General features: G+C 60.2%; 22 protein-coding genes and 2 tRNA genes. 10 read left to right on the top strand and 14 right to left on the bottom strand.

The features are described 5' to 3' along the window. Positions 1-243: 243 nt before the first annotated feature. From RLEG4DRAFT_RS18330 to RLEG4DRAFT_RS18315, 4 genes are all read right to left on the bottom strand, one after another. Positions 244-3087 (bottom strand): valine--tRNA ligase, encoded by a 2844-nt coding sequence (locus RLEG4DRAFT_RS18330; RefSeq protein ID WP_003578870.1) that lies wholly within the window; start codon positions 3085-3087, stop codon positions 244-246. 116 nt (positions 3088-3203) lie between these two features. Beyond that, complete coding sequence (locus RLEG4DRAFT_RS18325; protein WP_003578869.1) at positions 3204-4073, bottom strand: PopZ family protein; 870 nt, start codon at positions 4071-4073, stop codon at positions 3204-3206. Positions 4074-4328: 255 nt separating this feature from the next. Then, positions 4329-4994, bottom strand: coding sequence for a protein-L-isoaspartate O-methyltransferase family protein (locus RLEG4DRAFT_RS18320; protein WP_171898222.1), 666 nt, complete (start codon positions 4992-4994; stop codon positions 4329-4331). Positions 4995-5475: 481 nt separating this feature from the next. Then, positions 5476-5549: transfer RNA gene (locus RLEG4DRAFT_RS18315), tRNA-Cys, on the bottom strand. Positions 5550-5806: 257 nt separating this feature from the next. Here RLEG4DRAFT_RS18315 and RLEG4DRAFT_RS18310 point away from each other — a divergent pair. After that, positions 5807-6142, top strand: a complete 336-nt coding sequence (locus RLEG4DRAFT_RS18310; RefSeq protein WP_003578862.1) for a KTSC domain-containing protein — start codon at positions 5807-5809, stop codon at positions 6140-6142. Between the two features lie 16 nt (positions 6143-6158). Here RLEG4DRAFT_RS18310 and RLEG4DRAFT_RS18305 read toward each other — a convergent pair whose 3' ends face one another. Both RLEG4DRAFT_RS18305 and RLEG4DRAFT_RS18300 read right to left on the bottom strand, forming a co-directional pair. Continuing rightward, positions 6159-6455 (bottom strand): hypothetical protein, encoded by a 297-nt coding sequence (locus RLEG4DRAFT_RS18305; RefSeq protein ID WP_003578860.1) that lies wholly within the window; start codon positions 6453-6455, stop codon positions 6159-6161. Between the two features lie 101 nt (positions 6456-6556). Continuing rightward, positions 6557-6874, bottom strand: coding sequence for a hypothetical protein (locus RLEG4DRAFT_RS18300; protein WP_003578858.1), 318 nt, complete (start codon positions 6872-6874; stop codon positions 6557-6559). A 117-nt stretch (positions 6875-6991) separates the two neighbouring features. Between RLEG4DRAFT_RS18300 and RLEG4DRAFT_RS18295 the strand changes: the two genes are divergently transcribed. Next, a tRNA-Asn gene (locus tag RLEG4DRAFT_RS18295) sits at positions 6992-7066 on the top strand. A 534-nt stretch (positions 7067-7600) separates the two neighbouring features. Here RLEG4DRAFT_RS18295 and RLEG4DRAFT_RS38945 read toward each other — a convergent pair. Continuing rightward, a complete protein-coding gene (locus RLEG4DRAFT_RS38945) occupies positions 7601-7915 on the bottom strand; it encodes a hypothetical protein (protein ID WP_003578857.1) in 315 nt (104 codons plus the stop codon). A gap of 425 nt (positions 7916-8340) precedes the next feature. After that, entirely contained in the window at positions 8341-8520 is a 180-nt protein-coding gene (locus tag RLEG4DRAFT_RS47090; protein ID WP_085061912.1) for a hypothetical protein, read from the bottom strand. On the opposite strand from RLEG4DRAFT_RS47090, the gene RLEG4DRAFT_RS64445 reads away from it, so the two are divergent. The 5 genes from RLEG4DRAFT_RS64445 to RLEG4DRAFT_RS18270 all read left to right on the top strand — a co-directional run bounded on the left by RLEG4DRAFT_RS64445 (position 8468) and on the right by RLEG4DRAFT_RS18270 (position 13182). After that, on the top strand, positions 8468-8995 hold the full coding sequence (locus RLEG4DRAFT_RS64445) for a hypothetical protein (RefSeq protein ID WP_432416832.1): 528 nt from the start codon (positions 8468-8470) through the stop codon (positions 8993-8995). The genes RLEG4DRAFT_RS47090 and RLEG4DRAFT_RS64445 overlap by 53 nt on opposite strands. Further along, positions 8992-9261 carry a hypothetical protein gene (locus RLEG4DRAFT_RS18285; RefSeq protein WP_003578855.1) on the top strand — a complete coding sequence of 90 codons (270 nt, stop codon included), beginning with the start codon at positions 8992-8994 and terminating at the stop codon, positions 9259-9261. Before RLEG4DRAFT_RS64445 ends, RLEG4DRAFT_RS18285 begins: the two co-directional genes overlap by 4 nt. Positions 9262-9475: 214 nt before the next feature. Further along, positions 9476-10375 (top strand): hypothetical protein, encoded by a 900-nt coding sequence (locus RLEG4DRAFT_RS18280; RefSeq protein ID WP_003578853.1) that lies wholly within the window; start codon positions 9476-9478, stop codon positions 10373-10375. Between the two features lie 175 nt (positions 10376-10550). Continuing rightward, the gene (locus tag RLEG4DRAFT_RS18275) at positions 10551-12665 is read left to right on the top strand and encodes a catalase (protein ID WP_003578851.1); all 2115 of its coding nucleotides are present in this window, start codon (positions 10551-10553) and stop codon (positions 12663-12665) included. A 157-nt stretch (positions 12666-12822) separates the two neighbouring features. Beyond that, on the top strand, positions 12823-13182 hold the full coding sequence (locus RLEG4DRAFT_RS18270) for a low affinity iron permease family protein (protein WP_003578849.1): 360 nt from the start codon (positions 12823-12825) through the stop codon (positions 13180-13182). A gap of 26 nt (positions 13183-13208) precedes the next feature. Here the strand turns inward: RLEG4DRAFT_RS18270 and RLEG4DRAFT_RS18265 are convergent, their stop codons facing one another. The 3 genes from RLEG4DRAFT_RS18265 to RLEG4DRAFT_RS18255 all read right to left on the bottom strand — a co-directional run bounded on the left by RLEG4DRAFT_RS18265 (position 13209) and on the right by RLEG4DRAFT_RS18255 (position 14796). Then, on the bottom strand, positions 13209-13616 hold the full coding sequence (locus tag RLEG4DRAFT_RS18265) for a low affinity iron permease family protein (RefSeq protein WP_003578848.1): 408 nt from the start codon (positions 13614-13616) through the stop codon (positions 13209-13211). Positions 13617-13830: 214 nt separating this feature from the next. Further along, positions 13831-14442, bottom strand: a complete 612-nt coding sequence (locus tag RLEG4DRAFT_RS18260) for a general stress protein (protein ID WP_003578846.1) — start codon at positions 14440-14442, stop codon at positions 13831-13833. 39 nt (positions 14443-14481) lie between these two features. Continuing rightward, on the bottom strand, positions 14482-14796 hold the full coding sequence (locus RLEG4DRAFT_RS18255; protein ID WP_003578844.1) for a PepSY domain-containing protein: 315 nt from the start codon (positions 14794-14796) through the stop codon (positions 14482-14484). Between the two features lie 256 nt (positions 14797-15052). On the opposite strand from RLEG4DRAFT_RS18255, the gene RLEG4DRAFT_RS18250 reads away from it, so the two are divergent. Further along, complete coding sequence (locus RLEG4DRAFT_RS18250; protein WP_003578842.1) at positions 15053-16144, top strand: extracellular catalytic domain type 1 short-chain-length polyhydroxyalkanoate depolymerase; 1092 nt, start codon at positions 15053-15055, stop codon at positions 16142-16144. Positions 16145-16202: 58 nt separating this feature from the next. On the opposite strand, the gene RLEG4DRAFT_RS18245 is transcribed toward RLEG4DRAFT_RS18250, so the two are convergent. After that, positions 16203-16502: a DUF6074 family protein gene (locus tag RLEG4DRAFT_RS18245; RefSeq protein ID WP_003578841.1), complete on the bottom strand. Its 300-nt coding sequence runs from the start codon at positions 16500-16502 to the stop codon at positions 16203-16205. 198 nt (positions 16503-16700) lie between these two features. Between RLEG4DRAFT_RS18245 and RLEG4DRAFT_RS18240 the strand changes: the two genes are divergently transcribed. Continuing rightward, positions 16701-17966 (top strand): glycerate kinase type-2 family protein, encoded by a 1266-nt coding sequence (locus RLEG4DRAFT_RS18240; protein WP_003578839.1) that lies wholly within the window; start codon positions 16701-16703, stop codon positions 17964-17966. 20 nt (positions 17967-17986) lie between these two features. On the opposite strand, the gene RLEG4DRAFT_RS18235 is transcribed toward RLEG4DRAFT_RS18240, so the two are convergent. Both RLEG4DRAFT_RS18235 and RLEG4DRAFT_RS18230 read right to left on the bottom strand, forming a co-directional pair. Beyond that, complete coding sequence (locus RLEG4DRAFT_RS18235) at positions 17987-18940, bottom strand: NAD-dependent epimerase/dehydratase family protein (protein ID WP_003578836.1); 954 nt, start codon at positions 18938-18940, stop codon at positions 17987-17989. 100 nt (positions 18941-19040) lie between these two features. Beyond that, on the bottom strand, positions 19041-19997 hold the full coding sequence (locus RLEG4DRAFT_RS18230; protein ID WP_003578834.1) for a lytic transglycosylase domain-containing protein: 957 nt from the start codon (positions 19995-19997) through the stop codon (positions 19041-19043). Positions 19998-20217: 220 nt separating this feature from the next. Between RLEG4DRAFT_RS18230 and RLEG4DRAFT_RS18225 the strand changes: the two genes are divergently transcribed. Next, the gene (locus tag RLEG4DRAFT_RS18225; protein ID WP_003578832.1) at positions 20218-20940 is read left to right on the top strand and encodes a glutathione binding-like protein; all 723 of its coding nucleotides are present in this window, start codon (positions 20218-20220) and stop codon (positions 20938-20940) included. Positions 20941-20961 lie beyond the last annotated feature (21 nt).

Here is a 20961-nt window from a genome sequence, read left to right as displayed (position 1 = left end):
TATTCCAGAGCGACCGGTTTTCAGATGGGGTTTTGGGTTTTCATTCCACACATTGTGGAAGCTGTATCAATCCGACAACAGTGACGGTTTTCGCCCGAGGGAGGCCTGGCAGGCCACAATCCACAGGCTTAGCGCCTGAAATCAGCCGCTTTCAGGGCCGAATCATGCGCGCTCAAAAAGAGAAAGACGCGCCCATTGGTGGAGCGCGTCTTTGAAATAGCTTACCAAAACGAGAGCTGAACCTTACCCGGCTTCGCTCACCCTGGAGAGGGCGATCTTCAGGCTGGCGATCTGCCCCTTCAATTCCTCGAGGCGCTCGCGCTCGGCGTCGACCACGTCGGGATTGGCATTGGCGACGAACTTCTCGTTGGAGAGCTTGCCGTCGATGCGCGAGATCTCCCCTTCCATTTTGCCGATCGCCTTTTCCAGCCGGGCCTTTTCAGCGGAAAGGTCAATCAGATTGCCGAGCGGCAGGCAGATGGTAGCCTCGTCGACGACGATCTGAGCAGCGCCCTTCGGCGCATCATCGGCCAGCGATATCGCCTCGACACGCGCAAGCCGCTTGATGGCGGCGTCGTGGCGGAACAGCCTTTCGCGCGTCAGGTTGTTGGCCTTGACGACGACGAGCGGAGCTGTGGCCGACGGCGGCACGTTCATTTCGGCGCGCACCGAGCGGATGCCGGAGACGAGGTCGATCAGCCAGTTGATCTCGTCGGCGGCCCCGTTATCGGCATAGGAGGGCGAAGGCCATTCGGCATGGCAGACCAATGTGTCGCGCTCCTTGCCCTCGCCTGCCGTATGCGCCCAGAGCTCTTCGGTCATGAAGGGCATGAAGGGATGCAGCAGCTTGTAGATCTCTTCGAGAATATAGGCGCTGCAGGCCTGAGCCTCGGCCTTGGCGCCCTCGTCCTCGCCGTTGAAAACCGGCTTCAGGAGCTCGAGATACCAGTCGCAGACCTCGTTCCAGACGAAACGGTAGAGTGCGCCGGCGGCATCGTTGAAACGGAAGGCTTCGAGCGCTTCCGTAACGTCACGTTCCGTACGGGCAAGCTCGGTCAGGATCCAGCGGTTGATGGTGAGTTCGGCAGCCTCAGGCACGAAATGCGGATCACTCTTCACACCGTTCATCTCGGCGAAACGCGTGGCGTTCCAGAGCTTGGTGCCGAAATTGCGATAGCCGGCGATGCGGGCCGGATCGAGCTTCACGTCGCGCCCCTGGGCCGCCATGATCGCCAGGGTGAAGCGCAGCGCATCGGCGCCGTATTCGTCGATCAGTTCCAGGGGATCGATGACGTTGCCCTTGGACTTCGACATCTTCTGCCCATTCTTGTCGCGCACCAGCGCGTGAATGTAGATCGTGTGGAAGGGTTCGACGGGATCGCCATTCTCGTTCTTCATGAAATGCAGGCCCATCTGCATCATTCGAACGACCCAGAACGGGATGATATCGAAACCGGTGACCAGAACACTCGTCGGGTAATAACGCGCGAGCTCCGGCGTCTGGTCAGGCCAGCCAAGCGTCGAGAACGGCCAGAGCGCGGAGGAGAACCATGTGTCGAGCACGTCCTCGTCCCGCGTCAAAATCTCGCCCGGCTTGAAGTTTTCGAGCAGGTCCTCGACATAGGCCTTCATCGGCCCCTCATGCGAGAGATAATGCTGGATCGCCGCCTGCAGCGCCTCTTCCTCGGTCTGCTCGACGAAGACCTGGCCATCCGGGCCATACCAGGCGGGAATCTGATGCCCCCACCAGAGCTGGCGGGAGATGCACCACGGCTCGATGTTCTCCAGCCAGTTGAAATAGGTGTTTTCCCAGTTCCTTGGAATGAACCTGGTTTTTCCGTCGCGAACGGATTCCAGCGCGGGCTGTCCTAAAGTCTTGTTGTCGACAAACCATTGTTCGGTCAGCCGCGGCTCGATCGGCACGCCGCCGCGGTCTCCGTGCGGCACCATATGCTTGTGCGGCTCGATCTTGTCGAGCAGCCCGGCCTCTTCGAAAATCTCGACGATAACCTTGCGGGCATAGAAACGGTCCTGGCCCTCCAGACGGTCCCAGGCACCATGCAGTGCAGCCGGATTGTCGAGGCCTTCGAGGAAATCCTCGTTATCCTTGATGGTAATGGTGGCATCGACGTTCATGACGTTGATGGCGCGCAGCTTCGCGCGCTTGCCGACTTCGAAGTCGTTGAAGTCATGCGCAGGCGTGATCTTGACCGCGCCCGTGCCGGCCGTCGGGTCGGCATAGGAGTCGGCGACGATCGGAACCTTGCGGCCGACGATCGGCAGGATGACATGCTTGCCGACGATGGATTTATAACGCTCGTCTTCGGGATTCACGGCAATGCCGGTATCGCCGAGCATCGTCTCCGGCCGCGTCGTCGCGACGACGATATAGTCGCGCGTCTCGAATTCGGTCGGCTTGCCCTCTTCATCGAAGGCAATCGGATATTGATAGGTGACACCCGGCTCGAGCGGATAGCGCAGATGCCAGAGATGGCCCTTCACCTCGTGCTGCTCGACTTCCATATCGGAAATGGCAGTCAGGAGTTTGGGGTCCCAATTGACGAGGCGCTTGTCCTTGTAGATCAGGCCTTCCTTGTAGAGCGTGACGAAAACCTCGAGAACGGCCTTCGACAGGCCTTCGTCCATGGTGAAGCGTTCACGCGACCAGTCGCAGGACGCGCCCAGGCGCTTCAGCTGGTTGAAGATCAGCCCGCCCGATTCAGCCTTCCATTCCCAGATCTTGTCGATGAAAGCCTCGCGGCCCATTTCGCGGCGGCCGGGCAGCTGCTGTTCCATCAGCTTGCGCTCGACGACCATCTGTGTGGCGATGCCGGCATGGTCCATGCCGGGCTGCCAGAGCACGTCCTTGCCGCGCATGCGCTCGAAGCGCACCATGATGTCCTGCAGCGTGTTGTTGAGCGCGTGGCCCATGTGCAGCGAACCGGTGACATTCGGCGGCGGGATGACGATGGTGAAGGTCTCGGCCCCGGGCTTGGCGTTCGCGCCGGCGCGGAAAGCGTCTTCCTCATCCCATTTCGCGGCGATTTTGGGTTCGACGGCAGCAGAATCATAGGTCTTGTCGAGCATTTTCTGACCAATTTCGAGGTTCGAGGGGTGGCGTTTGTAAATAGGATGGGCACGGGCAAGTCAATAAAAAAGCCGCCCCGGAGACCAGAGCGGCTTTTCAGGAAAAAGCAATCCGATCAGCGGCGCGGGCCGCGCGCCACGCGCTCGATTTCCTCGCGCACCAGCCGCTCGACCAGCGTCGGCAGATTATCATCAAGCCACTCGCGCAGCATCGGGCGCAGCATATCCTCTGCGATCTCGTCCAGCGAGCGGCGCTCCGCACCGTCGATGGCGGCGGCGAGCTCCTCGAAGGAGCGGCTGATCTGCAGGCCGGCATTCTCGGAAAGCAGCGTCGGCTGAACCTCGTCCGCAAGGCTCGGCAGAAAACGCTCGGCCGAGGACTGGGTCGGTTCCAAAGGCGGCAATGCCGTTTCGACGGCAGGCGCCGGCTCGGCGACTGCAACCGCCGGGGTTTCTGCAAACACCGGCGCCTCGACCGGCTGCTGAATTGCGACCTGCTGAACGGCAGCCTCGAAAACAGGCTGAGCCGGCTGCGGCTGTGGCTGCGGTGCCGCGGCGCGCGGCGCTTCCGGCATCGGGGCCGGCTGCGGTTCGGCCTGGCGGAAGCCGCTTGGAATTTCGCGCAATGCCTGACCGGCCTGCACGGCGCTGCGCTCGGAGGCGGCGCGCACGCGGGCGGCGACATCGGCAAGCGACAGGGCGCGAGCCGGCACTTCGGCTTCGGGGGCGGTGCCGGCCGAATTGGCGGCGATGAAACGCGGATCGGAGGAGCGCAGGGCCGGTTCGGGGAACTCCACGCCGGCATAGGTGTCATCCACCGTCAGATGGATTTCGGAGCCGTTGTCATCCTCGTCGGCGCCGTAGACCGGCGGCAGAGATGCGGAAATCGCCTTGCCGGCGCCGGGCTCATTGCTTTCGATGATCTGGCGGATGGAGGCCAGAATTTCTTCCATGGACGGTTCACGCGCTACGCTTGGCTGAGCCATTTCTATCCCCGTTATCCAAAAACAACGACCGGACGATGTGGAGCGTTCATCCGAATCACCACGACCTTAGAATACCCCAGCCATGAAAAAAATCATCGCGAATCAATTGAATGCGACCATGCACAGTTTTGTTACCTGATGTTTGCGACATGGCAGCGGCACGATAAATCACATTTGTGAAGGCTCTCACGCGGCCCCGATAAAAAAACGGGCGCTATGGCGCCCGTTGCTGGATACATCGATCAAAAATCGGTCTTAGAAAACGAATTCGCGGACCTTGGCAAAGCCAGGCAGCGGCTTGACCGAAGCGTTGAAGAAGACGTTTTCCGAAACGGCGCCGCGCTCGGCGACGAACATCTTGGCGCGGGCGGCATTGCCGTAACCTTCGACCGTGATCAGACGGCCGCCATCACGCAATTGACCGAGAAGAGCTGCCGGAACCTCCTCGACTGCGCCATTGACGAAAATCAGATCATAGGGAGCGCCGGCTGCGTAACCCTTTTCGAGCGGTCCGGTGACGACCTCGACCTTAGCATAGCCGGCGAGCTGCGTCTTCGCTTCGGCGGCCAGCGCCTCGTCGCATTCGAGCGCGATGACGGAGCCGGCAATGATCGACAGCAGCGCCGATGTGTAACCGGTGCCGCAGCCGACTTCGAGGACGAAATCATCCTTGGTGATCGCAGCCAGCTGCAGCAGCTTGGCGAGCGGCGATGCCTCCATCAGGAAGCGGGCCGGCTTTCCCGGTGCGGCGGCCGATATCTCGACATCGTTGTCGATGTAGGCCAACAGCTTCGCCTTCTCGGGCACGAATGCCTCACGCGGCACCGTCAGAAGCGCCGTCAGCACGGAATGCGAGGTAACGTCCGTCGTGCGAACCTGGGTGTCGACCATCTTTGCGCGCGCTGCTTCGAAATCCATCATGTCCTCTCGCTCTTGAAAGCGGTTCCTGTCCCTCGTCTCTTAATCCCCGCCACCGATGCTTTCAAGGCTTGGCAGCCGCCGGCGAAAAGAATCCGACAGGCGCTTCTTCCGCGCCACACAGGCAATGAGGCGCTGCGACGCAACGTGGAATCCCCTGCCCCTTCATGCTATGATCTTCAGCGGAGGAAATAGGAGGAGCAGGCCATGTCTGCGATTTTCGACCATTTGACGCTGTTCGACTTCTTCATCGTTGCAGCACTCATCGGGATCTTCTGCTGCGGGCTGCTGGACGGCGAAACGACCTTGAAGTGATAAAGGCGCCGAAAGCGCGCTCAAGATAGTCTCCGCATAGAGTCTGCGGCAATATCATGTTGGCGGACGTCAGGGCATGTACGCGGCGCTGGTTGCACTGCGCCTCAGCGCCAATGCGCCGCCGCCGCTTGGGTGCATTTCAGCAAAATTATGTCATGTGGGAAGATGTTGGAGGCCTCGCCCGGAATTGAACCGGGGTACAAGGATTTGCAGTCCTCTGCGTCACCACTCCGCCACGAGGCCTCACGCGCTCGTTATCTGAGCCGTGGCGAGCGTTTAGAATGATCGTAAGGAAATCGCAAGAGGGCATTTCGGAAAAACGCCATTCCGCGGTTGCCGAAAAGACCATTTTCCCGTGCCCGGCCGGCACGGCACAGGCTGGAATTTCCATGACCGTAGCGATGCCGCTTCCCGCCACTGATCGCATTTGAAACAAATCGTTAGCTTGACGATCGCTCCGCGGGCCTCATATTGCCACCGGGAGGGTGATAGGAGCTGCAATGGATTGGGCTGCCCTCAAATCGAAGCACGTGCGTGCCGCATACGATGCTGAGAGCCGGGATCTTCATGTAAAATTCCCGGGTTCTCCGACGGTCAAACATGCGGACATTCCGCCGCACGTCTACCAGAACCTGCTGGAAACGAGCGATCCGCACTTCTATTACAACTATTATATAGCGCCCTCCCGCGTATCACCGGGCCGCAGATATGCGGTTTCCGTGTCCTACGCGATGAAGCTCGTCCTCATCCTTGCCGCCTGCAGCCTGTTGTTGGCCACCAGCCTTGATCCGGACCACGGCGGCACTTTCGAGGAAAGCGAACTCAGATCGAATTAGACTGAACCCGGCTCAATCACAGGGCGGCGATGCGGCTGGGTGCAGCCTCGAAATTGTCGCTTCTGTTCTGATTGCGAAAGCGGCGATCGTCCCGGCCGCGGTCGTTGCTGCCATCACGCTCGTTCCGGCCGTTGAAATTGCGATAGTTGCGAGGCCCGTTGTAGCTGCCGCCCTGGCCGTGGTCGACCACGCAGCCTTCGGGACGACGGCAAATGCCGCGCGCGTCAAATCCCCGGCTGTCGACTTGGGCCTCGGCGGGAACGCCGGAGAAAATCGTCGCCGCAGACAGGGCGATAACAACAAAAGCCTTCATTTTCTGACCTTGGCCCATTGTGACGCTTTTTCGACGTTTTACTTCCATAAACCACGAATGCGAAAAGCGCTCTGCCGTTCCATGCCCCTCCGGGGCGGTCGTCATTCGGCCGGTTTCCGCCGCCTGTGCCACCAGACCGCCAGCCGCCGCCGAAGCCGGCGTGCGACAGGCAGATCGTGCGAAAGCACGAGGAAGCCGAGCGGCAGCATCCAGAAGCCCAGGATCGGCAGGAAGCCCAGAAACCCACAAAGAATGAGGGCGACACCGATCCCCATCCGCGCGATGGGCGAGCGCGGCAAGCCGATGCTGAAGGAGCCGAGCATAAGCCTGCCGCTCGCATGATCGATGCCGAAGCGCTTTGCCCGCTTCCCGGACTTTTCGCCGCCCCTCGCCTCGCCGTTATCATTCCCATTCGTCATTCCCCAGAGATGGGCGCGGGCATCCCAAATACAAGTTCATTTCATTTTTTTGAAAAAACCGCTTGGCAAATCGGGAAAGCATTTGTATTAGCCCACTCACACCGCGCCAAGCAGTGATCCCTGGTAGCTCAGCGGTAGAGCATTCGACTGTTAATCGACAGGTCGCCGGTTCGAATCCGGCCCGGGGAGCCATTTTTCAAGTTAATTGCCTGTTTCGTTGAGAAGTCCGAAGCAGGCAGTTGCTTACCCCCATTGCCTCCTCATTTTTTGGCACCCTCTGGATAACGTTCCATGGATCCGCCAGCGCTGCGTGGGCACGAGCCGTATGCTCGGTTCCGTGCAATGGCGGCGGGCATCGGTTGTCAATGCGCTCGATACGGCCCCCAGGCGGGTTCAGGACAGCGACGTGCCTGACAGCCGGGATTTACGCTCACGCGTTCATTGGAACAAAGAGGCTGGCGCCCCTCGCCTAGCCCTAAATCAGCACTCCCTAATCCTTGCGAAAATTCACGGGGCGCATAAATTCAATCTACCGGATAGCTTTTGCTGGTGACCACGGATGTACTGGCACCGTGCGGATGCAATCAAAGAAGGGTCGGCGCGAGCATTCGCCCCGACCTTTTTCTTTGTTCAGGCGCCGGAAACAAAACGCCCGCCGAGTTGGTAGCTCGACGGGTGGCGTGGTGAGGTCAGGCCGACGGCTTCAAGGGGCCGGGGCACTGCCGACTAAAAATCGAAATACACGGTCACACCTGACCGACGACGATAGGGGTAATCGTCGCGATAGCCGTAATAGTCGCGACTGCCGTAATACCGCGGACGGTAGCACGAGCCGTAGTACCGGCAGTCGCGGTAAGCGTAGCGGCTCTTCTTCCAGTGGCCATACGCATGCCCATTACCGTGGCGACGGTCCTTGACCTGCTCGACGTCGGCGGCGTGCATTGCTACCGCTTTCGGCACGACGATCGGCGTGGCGCTTAGCGGCAGGGCGAAAGATGCAGACAAGACCATGGCTGCAAGTGAGGAAAAAAGCATCTTCATCGGCGCATCCTTTCAGGCTGCGATTCTGGGTTAATAAGCATTAACCTCCGATGAACGGCTGCGTGCTTGAAGGAAGAGCGGCCGGCGCGCTGCTGGGACTGGCGAGATACCCGACAGACAGCGGCGGCGGTTTCCCGGCCGCATGTTCTTGTGTCGCGGACAATTGCCGTTCTGATCGGCCATCTTTGCGTTGCCGGTTTGATGGTATACAGACTGCCGCAGGACGCGACCGCCATTAACTTTAGAATGGGGTCGGGCGGCAGATTGACGTCACGTCGCTGCCACGAGATCACGTGGCCGTTCTGTCTTGATCACTAGGGCGCGGCACCAGCCCCTTCCACGAACATACGCCACAGAAACCAGATAGCATCAGCCATGGCTCTCGGTATGGCGCCGCGGTTGAAAGCCTCAGCAGCCGACCACGCTTAGTAGCTGCACGAACGGCCGTCGCCGGGGCGAAACCCATCCGCACAGGCCGGGTTCATCGAATCTCCGGGCTGATATCCCGATGCCGAACCGTATGAATTCGGCGCGGTCGAGCAGGCCGAGGCAATGGCGGCAAGCGTGATGACTCCGACTGCTAGAAATGCCCGTAATCCGTTCATCGATACTTCTCCAATTCAGGCTGTGACCAAAACGATCGGTGCTCCCTCCCCCCAGGAAATGGCAGGAGAAATTTTCCCGCGATTCATCTCTCTCCGGAGCACCCGCGTGGGAACATATATGTACTCTCCTTTGGCGGGCGACAGCGCCGAACGCGGAATATTTCCCGCCCTTGACTCGGGCACCACTCGGAACATAATAAGAACATCGGCAAAACCGCCGCCAACTGAAACCTTGCATCTGATAACTCTGAAAGAGATCGAGGCCGTGCGTCCGCAAATCCCCGAGAAACTGGCAGAAGAAGCGCTGAAGGAAGAAGTCGACGCAGTTGTCGCCTATCACGATGGCAACGTCCGTGCCGCCATAACGACGTTGCTGCTGGATTGCCGTCACTTGCGACTTCAGCTTGCCCTCACAGAAGGGATGACAAGCCGGAGCACAACAGCGGGATCGCGGCCGACTGTCGAACGGACATGAAACATCGCCGCAGTATCGAACTCGCGCCCCCTGAGGGCTTTGCCGTCGAAGTCGAAAAGCAGACGCTGGCGACCTTGCCGCAATGGTTCGTCATCCATGCCCGCTGTGGCGCCTGCCGTCACCAAACACCTCTCGAGCGGCGGGGCATTGGGCGGCGCTGCGGCCTTGACCTGTCTCTCGCCAGACTGGCCGGACGCCTCAAATGCCGCGAATGCGGCAACCGGCCCTGCAATCTGCTGTTGCTTGGTAAGCTGCCGCGAGATTGACTTACACGCGAACCGGAGGGCGTTGGGAAATTCTTCCTGCCCACCCGGAGCCGGCCGGGAACAATCGGCGCAGTAAAAAGTTGAGTGGCATCAACAACGTAACGTCAACCCTGACAGGAGGTCTCTCATGGGTCGCGGTATTCTACTTTGGCTGCTCGGTGTTCCACTGCCTATTATCATCCTTCTTGCTCTGTTTATGCGATAGGAACAGATCATGTCGGTTTCAATGACAGGTTCCGGAGAGATTGCCACGCCGGTCGAATCCTCCAAATCGGCTATGACATGGGGGCCTATCTTCGGGGGTGCCGCCGCTGCCATCGGCGTAACCCTGATCCTTCTGCTTCTCGGATCCGGCCTCGGGCTGACGATGGTCTCACCCTGGTCGGGGCAAAGCAGTTCGCTCGGCACACTCGGCGTGGCCGCGGCGATCTGGCTTGTTCTCGTGCAATGGCTTTCCTCAGCACTAGGAGGCTATATTACCGGCCGGCTGCGGACGAAATGGGCGGCCGTGCACACGGATGAGGTTTTCTTCCGTGACACGGCGCATGGGTTCCTGAGCTGGGCTCTGGCGACGGTCTTCGTTGCCGGGTTTCTTGCATCGTCGCTGACCTCGCTCGCCGGCGCCGGGGCACAAGCCGTGGGCTCGGCTGCCACTGCCGCCGGTACAGCAGCGGCTTCGTCGGCAACCTCGCCTGTGGATCTCTCCACCTCTTATTTTACCGACGCATTGCTGCGCCCCGATCAGGCACGCGCGGCGGCGACATCCAATGATGCCGCGGCAACATCCGAGGTATCCCGCATCCTTCTCAACGGTGCCGCCCAAGGCCAAATTCCCGATGATGACAAGGCCTATCTTGCGACCATCGTCTCTGCTCGGACCGGCCTTTCCGAAGCCGATGCGCGCACTCGCGTCGACACGGTGCTGAAGCGCATCGACGATGCCAAGGTCGCCACCCAGAAAGCTGCCGACGAAGCACGCAAGGCCGCCTCCACCACGGCCCTGCTCGGCTCCTTGTCGCTTTTGATCGGGGCTTTCATCGCCTCTGCGGCAGCAGCGTTTGGCGGATCGCAACGCGACGAGGAGGAGGATCTTCTCGTTACGCGCCGGCCTTAACAACCGTCGAAAAATGGGGGCGCGCGGTCGAAAGGCCCCGCGCCCCATTTTCGTGAGTCCAGGTGCAGTCATTTTCGCGCGCAGGCCGTCGCGACGTTGGTGTTTATTTTGCCGCGAGCGGAACATGTCGCCACTTTTGAGCTTCGGTTAGATCACACCCTTTCGGAGAAAATAAATGGCCCAGAAGACGAAGACCTCGCCCTCGGACGACGCGACGATTCATGATCAGAAACTGCACCGGGGTGCAGGCGGTGAGCTGCATCAGTTTGCCGAAGACGGCATGCCGGTGCTGACCACAGCACAGGGCGGCCCTGTTTCCGACGATCAGAATACGCTTCGTCTCGGTGCCCGCGGCCCCGCCCTCATCGATGATTTCCATTTCCGCGAAAAGATCTTTCATTTCGACCATGAGCGCATCCCCGAGCGGGTGGTGCATGCGCGCGGCTATGGCGCCCATGGCTATTTCGAAACATATGAATCGCTGGCTGCCTATACCCGGGCCGATCTTTTCCAGCGGCCCGGCGAAAAGACACCGGCCTTCGTGCGGTTTTCGACAGTCGCCGGCAGCAAGGGGTCCTTCGATCTGGCGCGCGACGTGCGCGGCTTCGCGGTGAAGATCTACACGCAGCAGGGTAATTGGGATCTGGTCGGCAATAATATTCCCGTTTTCTTCATTCAGGACGCGATCAAATTTCCCGACGTCATTCATTCCGTAAAACCGGAGCCCGACAGGCAATTTCCGCAGGCGCAGTCGGCGCATGACAATTTCTGGGACTTCATCTCCCTCACCCCGGAAAGCATGCATATGATCATGTGGGTCATGTCGGACCGCGCCATCCCGCGCTCCTTCCGTTTCATGGAGGGGTTTGGCGTTCACACCTTCCGCTTCGTCAACGCGGCCGATGAATCGACCTTCGTCAAATTCCACTGGAAACCGAAACTCGGCCTGCAATCCGTCGCCTGGAACGAGGCGGTCAAGATCAACGGCGCGGATCCGGATTTCCATCGCCGCGACCTCTGGCAGTCGATCCAGTCAGGCAACTTCCCGGAATGGGAACTTTGTGTCCAGCTTTTCGATCAGGACTTCGCCGACACGTTCGATTTCGACATCCTCGATCCGACCAAGATCATTCCGGAAGAGATCCTTCCGGTCAAACCGGTCGGCAGGCTGGTGCTCAACCGAATGCCCGAAAACTTTTTCGCCGAGACCGAGCAGGTCGCCTTCATGACGCAGAATGTTCCGCCCGGCATCGATTTCAGCAACGACCCGCTTCTGCAGGGACGGAACTTCTCCTATCTCGACACGCAACTGAAACGTCTGGGCGGCCCGAATTTCACGCATCTGCCGATCAACGCTCCGAAATGTCCCTTCCACAATTTCCAGCAGGATGGCCACATGGCGATGCGCAATCCAGTCGGCCGCGTGAATTACCAGCCAAACTCCTGGAACCAGGGACCACGGGAATCCCCAGTTCAGGGCTATCGTCACTTCCCGGCCGAAGAGCAGGGTGGCAAGGTCCGGTTGCGGCCGGAGAGCTTTGCCGATCATTACAGCCAGGCCAGGCAGTTCTTCATCAGCCAGACTCCGCCGGAGCAACGCCATATAGCAGCAGCGCTGATCTTCGAACTCAGCAAGGTCGAGACACCTGTCATTCGCGAGCGAATGGTCTCGCATCTGTTAAACATCGATGAGACTTTGGCCAGTAAGGTCGGCCACGCACTCGGCTTCAAATCGATGCCGAAGCCTGCCGATGCCGCCATGCCGACACGCCAGGATCTCGAGCCGTCGCCAGCGCTCAGCATTATCGAGCGTGGTCCCAAGCGGTTCGAAGGACGCAAGCTCGGTATTCTTGTCACCGATGGCAGCGACGCCGGCATCTTCAAGGCGCTGCTTGCCGAGATTACCGAACAAAAGGCAACATTCGAAGTGATCGCGCCAAAGATCGGCGGCGTGACGCTTTCGGACGGCAATTGGATCGAGGCGCATCAGATGATCGATGGCGGACCTTCGGTGCTCTACGACGCCGTCGCGCTCCTGCCCTCGTCCGAGGGAAGCAGCGATCTGCTGAAGGAGGCAGCGGCCCATGATTTCGTGTCGGATGCCTTCGTGCACTGCAAGTTCATCGGCTATGTGGAAACAGCGCTGCCACTCATGCAGAAGGCTGGAATTGCCGCTTCAGCGGATGAAGGCGTGATTGCGCTTGGCGCGGCTGGGGACGTCGCAGCCTTCCTCAAAGCGCTCGGCAAACTGCGGGTCTGGGGCCGGGAACCGTCGGTCAAACTGAATTGATCGTCCTGTCGCCATGAAAAATGGCCTGGCCCGTCGCCATACAAACCCGCGGAAACGCGGGTTTGAGGCTGTTCGCAGCGAGCATTTTATTGAACGAGAGTGATGGAAACGGCTGCGATCTGCTCCATCTTCTGTGTTGTGCGCTGTGGAGAGCCGTATGCGCTGGCGTTTTCGACAGATTTCCGACTTGGCCGTCTTGTGGGCAGGGCATCGCGCGGTGCCTGTGACGCTCATCATCTTCGCGGTCTTGTGGGCGGCCATCGGTCTGCACTTTTCTTACCCACGGCAATGGTTTCTGCTGACCAACATGGTGGGGACACTCATCGTATTTTTCATTTTGCTGCTGGTGCAACACGCCCAAAACCGGGACATGATGGCGCTGCAAACCAAGCTCGACGAACTGATCCGATCCAGCCAGGCCGGAAATCACTGGATTGCGGCCGAGAAGAAAGAGGCCGAGGCCATTGAGGAAATGCGCCAGCAACACCATGACCAGATCTCAGAGACAATGAACTGAAAGGCGTCGCATCGAGGCGATATGCGTCAGGGGGACGCTGCCTCCGCGGCAGATTTCTGATCCGCTTTTTCCTCGACGCATTCGGCTTGCGCGGCAAGCGTCTTGCTCATTTCTCTGAGTTCGCCCTCTTCCAGCTTTTCGATGCCGACAAACTTGTTGGCGGCCTGACTCGTCAGGATGAGTTCGTCAAGCTTGGCCTGCACAGCCTTCCCGTCGCGGTTCTGGCTGTTCTGCAACACAAAGACCATCAGGAAGGTGATGATGGTGGTGGTTGTGTTGATCACCAACTGCCAGGTTTCAGAATAGCCGAAAAAGGGGCCGGAAACCGCCCAGCCAAGCACGAGCGCCAGAGCCGCGACAAAAGTGAACGGCTTTCCCGAAAAATCGGCGACGAGGGTTGCAAAGGAAGAGAAGAAGCTGGGTTTGTTCGACATCTGAAAAGCCTCACTGGGTCGCAGCATCAATGCTGTCGATCGCCAACATCAACTCCATTTCCCGGCCGAAGTTCCTCGCGCCACCGAGGTCAATCACATTGGACGGAGCGGTCTTTGTCGTGCCCGCGCGCGGCCACCGAACGGCAGCTTTCACAGCGAGGCGCCGTCATGGAAAAGCCGGCCTGATCGGCCGGCTTTGAGATGTTCCTAGAAATCAGATACGCGGGCCGGTCGAATAGCGCCCGCGTTCGGCATCGACCTCGGCCGGCGTATAGGGATCGAGCGTATCGTCAAAGCGCTCCCAGCCGCCTTTGGCATAGGATGCACGCCGATCGGCGATGTTGACGCTCTCGGAACGATCGAGAATCGCCCTGGCTGCCATTGCCTTATCATCCTCGACCCGTGCCGTTACCAGCGAGCCGCCGCGGCGGACACCCTCGGCGTAGACATGGGCATCTTCTTCGGGCACACCCGATTTGACGAGAGCGCCAACCATGCCGCCTGCGGCCCCTCCGACGACTGCACCGGCAGTTGCTCCGGCCAGCGTTGCGACCAGCCATCCGGCGGCGACGACGGGGCCGACACCTGGAATGGCAATCATGCCGAGACCGGTGAGCAGACCGCCGGCTCCGCCTGCGAGAGCGCCGATCCCGGCGCCGGTGCCGGCGCCTTCAGCAGCATTGCTGCCCTGCTCCTCGACGGTGCGGCCATCGCCGGTATTCGAAACGATGCTGATTTCCTTCGATGGAATGCCGGCAGCCTCGAGTTCACTAACGGCCGACTTTGCAGCTTGGTAGTTGTCGAACAGTCCTGTTACAGTTTTCATGATTTTTATCCTTCGATGTTTGGGGAAAGGGTCGGCAAGTCACTTGGCGACGATGTTGCCCTGGTAGTCGAGCGCTACCTGCACCTGCTTGGCGTCCTTCGTCGCGGACGCACGCCAGACACCCTGATCGTCAAGCTTGAGACCGGTGACGGCGCTGTAGCCCGCATCCTCAAGCCGCGACTTGGCTTGGTCTTCGGTGAAGCTGTTCTTGCCTGGGACAGGCGCACCCGGATTGGTGGTATCAGGCGTCGCCACGGCCGGCGTTTCCTGGGTTGTCTTCGGCGTCTGGCTCTGGGCGAGCGAAATAGAAGCTGCCGTCAGGAATACGGCCGTTGTCAGTAGAATCTTTTTCATTGGGGTTCCTCGCGTTCACATCTTCATTGGGAAGATTGCCGCTGATAACCCCATCCCCGCGGCTATGTTCCGCTCGCCTGCAAAAAGAAAATAAGTTATCTGAATAACTTAGCCGGCGCGCTCATTAATCGGATCGCCTGGGCAGCCGGAACGCAGGCCACCTCAGAAAATATTGTGCAGCGCAGCAACTTTTCCCCGGCTGATACGTTTAGTTAAGCATCACCGCCATCCCGGCAGCTGATTGGCGGAGACTTTCATGAGACCTATGTCAGACACGCTCGCACGCCTTGCTGCGTTGCGAGCAACGCTTCGCCCCCGCGCCACTCAGGACAACTCCGATCTCGTCGCGCTGGACGCATTTGGCGCAAACCCTGGCGCTTTGGGCGGCTATACCTATCTGCCTGCGAAACGCGGGAAAAACTTGGCCCTGGTCGTCGTTCTGCACGGCTGCACCCAGACTGCCGCCGGCTATGATATCGGATCGGGCTGGTCGCAGTTGGCCGAAGACTATGGCTTCGCGCTGCTGTTTCCCGAACAGCGGAGGGCAAACAATCCAAACCTCTGCTTCAACTGGTTTAACCCCGAGGATATCCGCCGGGATCACGGCGAGGTCTTTTCCATTCGCCAGATGATCGCAAAGGTCGTTGCGGAACACAGTATCGACAGCCGGCGCGTTTTCGTGACCGGGCTTTCGGCCGGTGGCGCCATGACTGCCGCCATGCTTGCCAGTTACCCGGAAGTTTTCGCCGGCGGCGCGATCATTGCAGGCCTCCCTTACGCCAGCGCCGCGACCATTCCCGAGGCGTTCGACCGAATGCGCGGTCATGGCGGCCCGACCGCCATAGAACTCGAGCTGCGCTTGAGAAGGGCTTCAGGACATAAGGGCCCATGGCCGACATTGTCGCTCTGGCAGGGAAGTGCGGACAGAACAGTGGTGCCCTCCAATGCGAATGCGATCGTGGAGCAATGGAGAAACATCCACGGCGTCGCCGCATCGCCGTCGCGCGTGGAAAAAATCGGACGACATCAGCGAAGGGTGTGGACCGATGCTCATGGGGCCGAGGTGATCGAGCTCTATACGATTGCCGGAATGGATCACGGCACACCGCTCGATCTCGGCACCGGTTACGGGGCAAGCGGCCCCTTCATGCTTGACGTCGGAATTTCCTCGACCGTCGAAATCGCCAGGTCCTGGGGTCTGGTTCCCTCGTTTGAAAAGCGGCGCAAGGTAGAACCCTCTGCCGCGCAACCGGAAAACCCCGCGCCTCCATTCGCCACCGGCAGCGACCGCGGCGGCATTCAGAAGGTCATCGAAGATGCCCTGCGATCCGCCGGGCTGCTGCGGTAAATAGCCTAAGAGGGCGGTCTACGTGGCTTCAGCCGCCGGCCGCCCCAGCCACATTGTGCTATCGGTTTTGGGACTTGGGCAGCGGCCCGTTTTGATGGTTGAGGACGAGTTCGATCTGGACATCCTGCTGAAACTGCAGCACCCGCTCGCCGACATCGCTCTCCGGCATCCCGGCGGCTAGGAGCTGATCGGCAATCCTGCGGCATTCTGCTCTCCAGAATTCTATCGCATCAGCGCCATGTCGGCGGCCGAGTTCACGGGCGCAGCGCTCGATATTGGCGGTTCCGGTTCCGGAGGGAAAAGCAATCACCACGCCTTCACTGAGAGCGGCGGGGCGGCAGGTCATTTCAGTAGCCATCGAACACTGGTTCCTTTGATCCTGTTCGTTGTCTACGGGACTATGGTTAATGCTTTCTATCCTTCGCATCCGTTCTTTCCACGAAGGAGAATTTGCAGCCATAGCCGTCACTCCGCCTCACCTTCGACCTTGACGCCGGCACGGGGATGCGTCGACAGTCGGCATCACGATCGCCACTCCAAGCAGCAGAGACCACCAATGACCATAACCGCTCCCCGCGATTTCCTGAAAAGCCTGTTCGACGCGGCGGTCCGCGCCGCCGACCCGCTGACCGGCATCAAGGCGAACCTGCCTGACAGGCCGAAGGGAAGAACCGTGGTGATCGGCGCCGGCAAGGGCGCGGCACAGATAGCACGCGCGCTCGAAAGCGTCTGGGACGGACCGCTCGAGGGTCTGGTGGTCACACGTTACGGCTATGGCTGCGAGACACGCGACATCGAGATCATCGAGGCCGCTCACCCGGTTCCGGATGCTGCAGGACTTGCCGCGGCAAGACGGCTGATGGAGACGGTGAACGGACTGACGGAAGACGATCTGGTGATCGCGCTGATCTGCGGCGGCGGCTCGGCGCTGCTGCCGGCGCCGCCGGCGGGCCTCACCCTCGAAGACGAGATTGCCCTCAACGAAATGCTGCTGGCCTCGGGCGCGCCGATCTCGGCGATGAACGTCGTGCGCAAACATCTCTCGACCATCAAAGGCGGCAGACTTGCGGCAGCAACCAGGGCCAGGGTCGTCAGCCTGATCGTCTCCGACATTCCCGGCGACAATCCCGCCCATGTCGCCTCCGGGCCGACAGTGCCTGACCGTTCCACGCGGCACGATGCGCTTGACATCGTCAAGCAATATGGATTGCAGCTACCGCAGGCAGCCCTCGACCATCTGAATTCGCCGAAGGCCGATGCGCCGCGGCCGGACGATCCGGTCTTTTTCCGCCACGAGCATCACGTCATCGCGTCGGCCGGCGTGTCGCTGGAGGCGGCGGCCGTCCTGGCGAAATCGCAGGGGATCGAGCCCGCCATTCTTTCGGATGCGATCGAGGGAGAATCGCGCGACGTGGCGCAGGTGCATGCGGCAATCGCCCGCGAAGTGCTCGGCCGGAACAGGCCATTTTCGAAGCCGGTGGTCATCCTCTCCGGCGGCGAGACGACGGTGACGCTCCGAGCCAAGGGCGGCAAGGGCGGCCGCAACGGCGAATTCGCGCTCGCCATGGCGCTTGCGATCGACGGACAGGAGGGCATTCATCTCCTTGCCGCCGACACGGACGGCATCGACGGCTCGGAGGATAATGCCGGCGCATTTGCCGATGGCGGCACGGTCAAGCGCCTGCGCGCCGCCGGGCTCGATCCGCGCCGGCTGCTCGACGGCAATGACAGCTACTCGGGCTTTGCGGCCAGCGGCGATCTCTTCGAAACCGGCCCGACCGGTACCAACGTCAATGATTTCAGGGCAATCCTGATCCGTTAGCCGCCAGCGGGGATGGCGGATCAGATCTCGATCCGCCCCTGCCCGACCAGCCAACCCACAGCCTCCTGCACCGCCTGCAGCGAGGTGTATCTCGGTGTGTAATCGAGCAGGCGTCGGGCTTTGTCGATTGAGCAATTCGGGCTGCGGGCGATATGCTCCCATGTCGCCTGGGCGTCTTCGGCCGTCTGGCTTTCGGCCCAGGCGTCGAATGGGGCGAAGGTGAGCTTCGGCTCCTGCCCGAACCAGTGCGACATCGCTTCGGCATATCCACGAAGCGTCAGCGCCTGCTCCGAAACCGCGTGGAAACTTTCGCCGATCGACGCATTCCAGTTGGCAATCGCATCCATGAACATCGCCGCCACGTCATCGGCATGGACGTGATGGACCGTCTCCATGCCGAAATTGGGCAGAGCCAGGGCGTCTCCGCGGGCAAGGGTCGAAAAGACCTGCAGGTTGAAATTGCCGGCCGGATTCAGCGGCGCCCATCCGGGGCCGACAATATGGCCGGGATGGATGATGGCTGCCGGAAATCCGCGAAGTCGTGCCTGCTGCATCAGATAGGTTTCGATCGCGGCCTTCTGGATACCATAGTCACCGAAGGGAGACTTCGGCGCTTCTTCACGTGTCGGCACCGCCGTGGAGTAGCCATGCGTCCAGATCGTGCCGGTGTGCAGGAAATGACCGACATGCCCGGATAGGGAGGTCACCAGGTGCTCGGCACTCTCCAGCGTGAAGCAAATCATATCGATGACGATGTCGGCTTTCAATGCCCGCACGGCCGGGCCGAAATCACCCGTCCGCTCCATCTCAGCCCGATCCATATGCCGCTGATCGACGGAACCCCATGCCTGGTTTGCCGTATAAGGCTTTGCCGTGCCGCGACTGATCGTAACGACGTCGTGACCTGCCTCCACCAGACGGGGAACGAGATAGGTGCCGACATGGCCCGTTGCCCCGATGACCAAAACCCGCATTGTCGTTCCTCCCTTTGAGATGCTCCGCGTCGACTATGCTGCGCCGTCCCGCGATCCGGCAAGCAGACTTTTCGTGATCAGGGCCGGCCGGAGCGCGCCCCTACCTGTTCCTGAAGACAAGGCAGGTGCCGCCGTGCTTGCGGATCTGGCTGCAGAGATTGTCGGCTTCCATGCGTGTCTGCCGGCCGATACGGGCGGCATAACGCGGGCGAAAGCCGAAGCTGCGATCACGCTGGCGCAGGATCAGCGGCTGCTCCGCATTCAGAGGTGCTGGCAGATTCTCCACTGCATCGAGAAACATGCGCCGGGCCACGGCGACATTCGCGTTGGCGGCCAGCTGGACGCCCCAGGGCGCCCAGTCACCCTCCGGACGCCAAGGGGCTTCCTTCAATGTCCGCCTTTCGGCAAGCGCCACACAGCCATCGAGAAAGGGCTTGTCCTTGTCGAGCGGGGCAGCCGCCTCTTCCGGCGGATTATCCTTCCACTCCTCGACGGTATGGGCGGTGATCGCCATCACATAGCCGCGCGTCTCGTAAGGCAATCTTCCTGACGTTAGGTAAGACGCAAGGCCGTTTTCACCGGCATTATAGGCGGCGGCAGCAAGGCCGAGATTGCCGAAACGATTGCGCAATTCGTCCAGATACTGCGCCGATTTCCTGAGCGCTTCCAGCACCTGATAGCTGTCTTCGAGGCCGCGCAGCTTCGCCGTTCCGGGCATGAACTGCGCAATCCCCTGCGCTCCCTTAAAGCTGACCGCATCGGGGCGAAAGGTGCTTTCGCGCCAGATGAGACGGGCGAAATAATTCGGCGGCAATTGATTGGCGCTGGCGAAATGCTCGATCGCGACGCAAAGGTCGCGGTTGAAACTATCTTTCCGGATGCACAGCGTCTCACCCGAAGCTGACGCCGAAGGACCTGAGTAGAGACAGGCCGGCGCCCCAGCGCTTCCTTCCGGCTGGGCCATCATAGTGTCCGCTTGGGATAACAGAAGACAGAGCGAAAGCATGGCCTTGGCCGATCTCTTCCCAATGTCGGACTGACGTTTTCGGCGTGTCATCGGATCTCATGAGGTTTGAACTTCCATCACGACGCTGAATTCTAGATATCATCGATCGAGGCACGACGCTTCCCAATTTCCATATCTGCAGCTGAGTTGCTGGCACGGACGGGTCATAGGATTCTAATTTCGCCAACGATTTTGGAACAAACATATTCGACCTGCCATGGTCGTAGCGTCATCCTGTTTACTAGAAAATCGAGCAAACGAGGATACGCAGATGATTGATCTCCATTACTGGCCAACACCGAACGGCAAGAAGGTTTCGATCTTCCTGGAGGAGACCGGCACGCCCTATCGGCTGGTGCCGGTCAATATCGGGCGGGGCGACCAGTTCAAACCCGATTATCTACAGCTCAACCCCAATCACCGCATGCCTGCCATCGTCGATCACGAGCCTGCCGATGGCGGCGGTCCCTTGAGCGTGTTCGAATCCGGCGCGATCCTCTTCTACCTCGCCGAGAAGATCGGAAGATTCTGGCCGCAGGATCTGCGCGGCAAATACGAGGTCACGCAATGGGTGATCTGGCAGATGGCCAACCAGGGGCCGAAACTCGGCGAAGCCGGTCACTTCCGTCGCCTTGGCGATCGCGAAGGCGACCAGACCTATGCGGTGCGGCGCTTCACCGACGAAGCCAACCGCCTTTACGGTGTTCTCAACATGCGGCTTCGCGACCGGCGCTATCTTGCCGGTGACGAATTCACCATCGCCGACATCGTCAGCTATCCCTGGACTGTCAACTGGCAGGCACAGGGTCAGGACATCAACGAGTTCAAGCATTTCAAGCGATGGTTCGAGGAGGTCGGCGAAAGGCCCGGCGTTCAGCGCGGCCTTGCGGTCGGAGCCGATCTGAGCACCGACAACAGCAAGCTCTCCGAAGAGGAACAGGCGCGCATCCGCAAGATCCTCTACAACCAGCGCGCCCTTCCCGTTCGGGATTGAGCCTAAGCAATTCTTGCAAAA

The sequence above is a fragment of the Rhizobium leguminosarum bv. trifolii WSM2297 genome (genome assembly GCF_000271845.1).
Note: the sequence above shows the minus strand (reverse complement) of the source record. Positions and strands in the feature narration are given on the sequence as shown.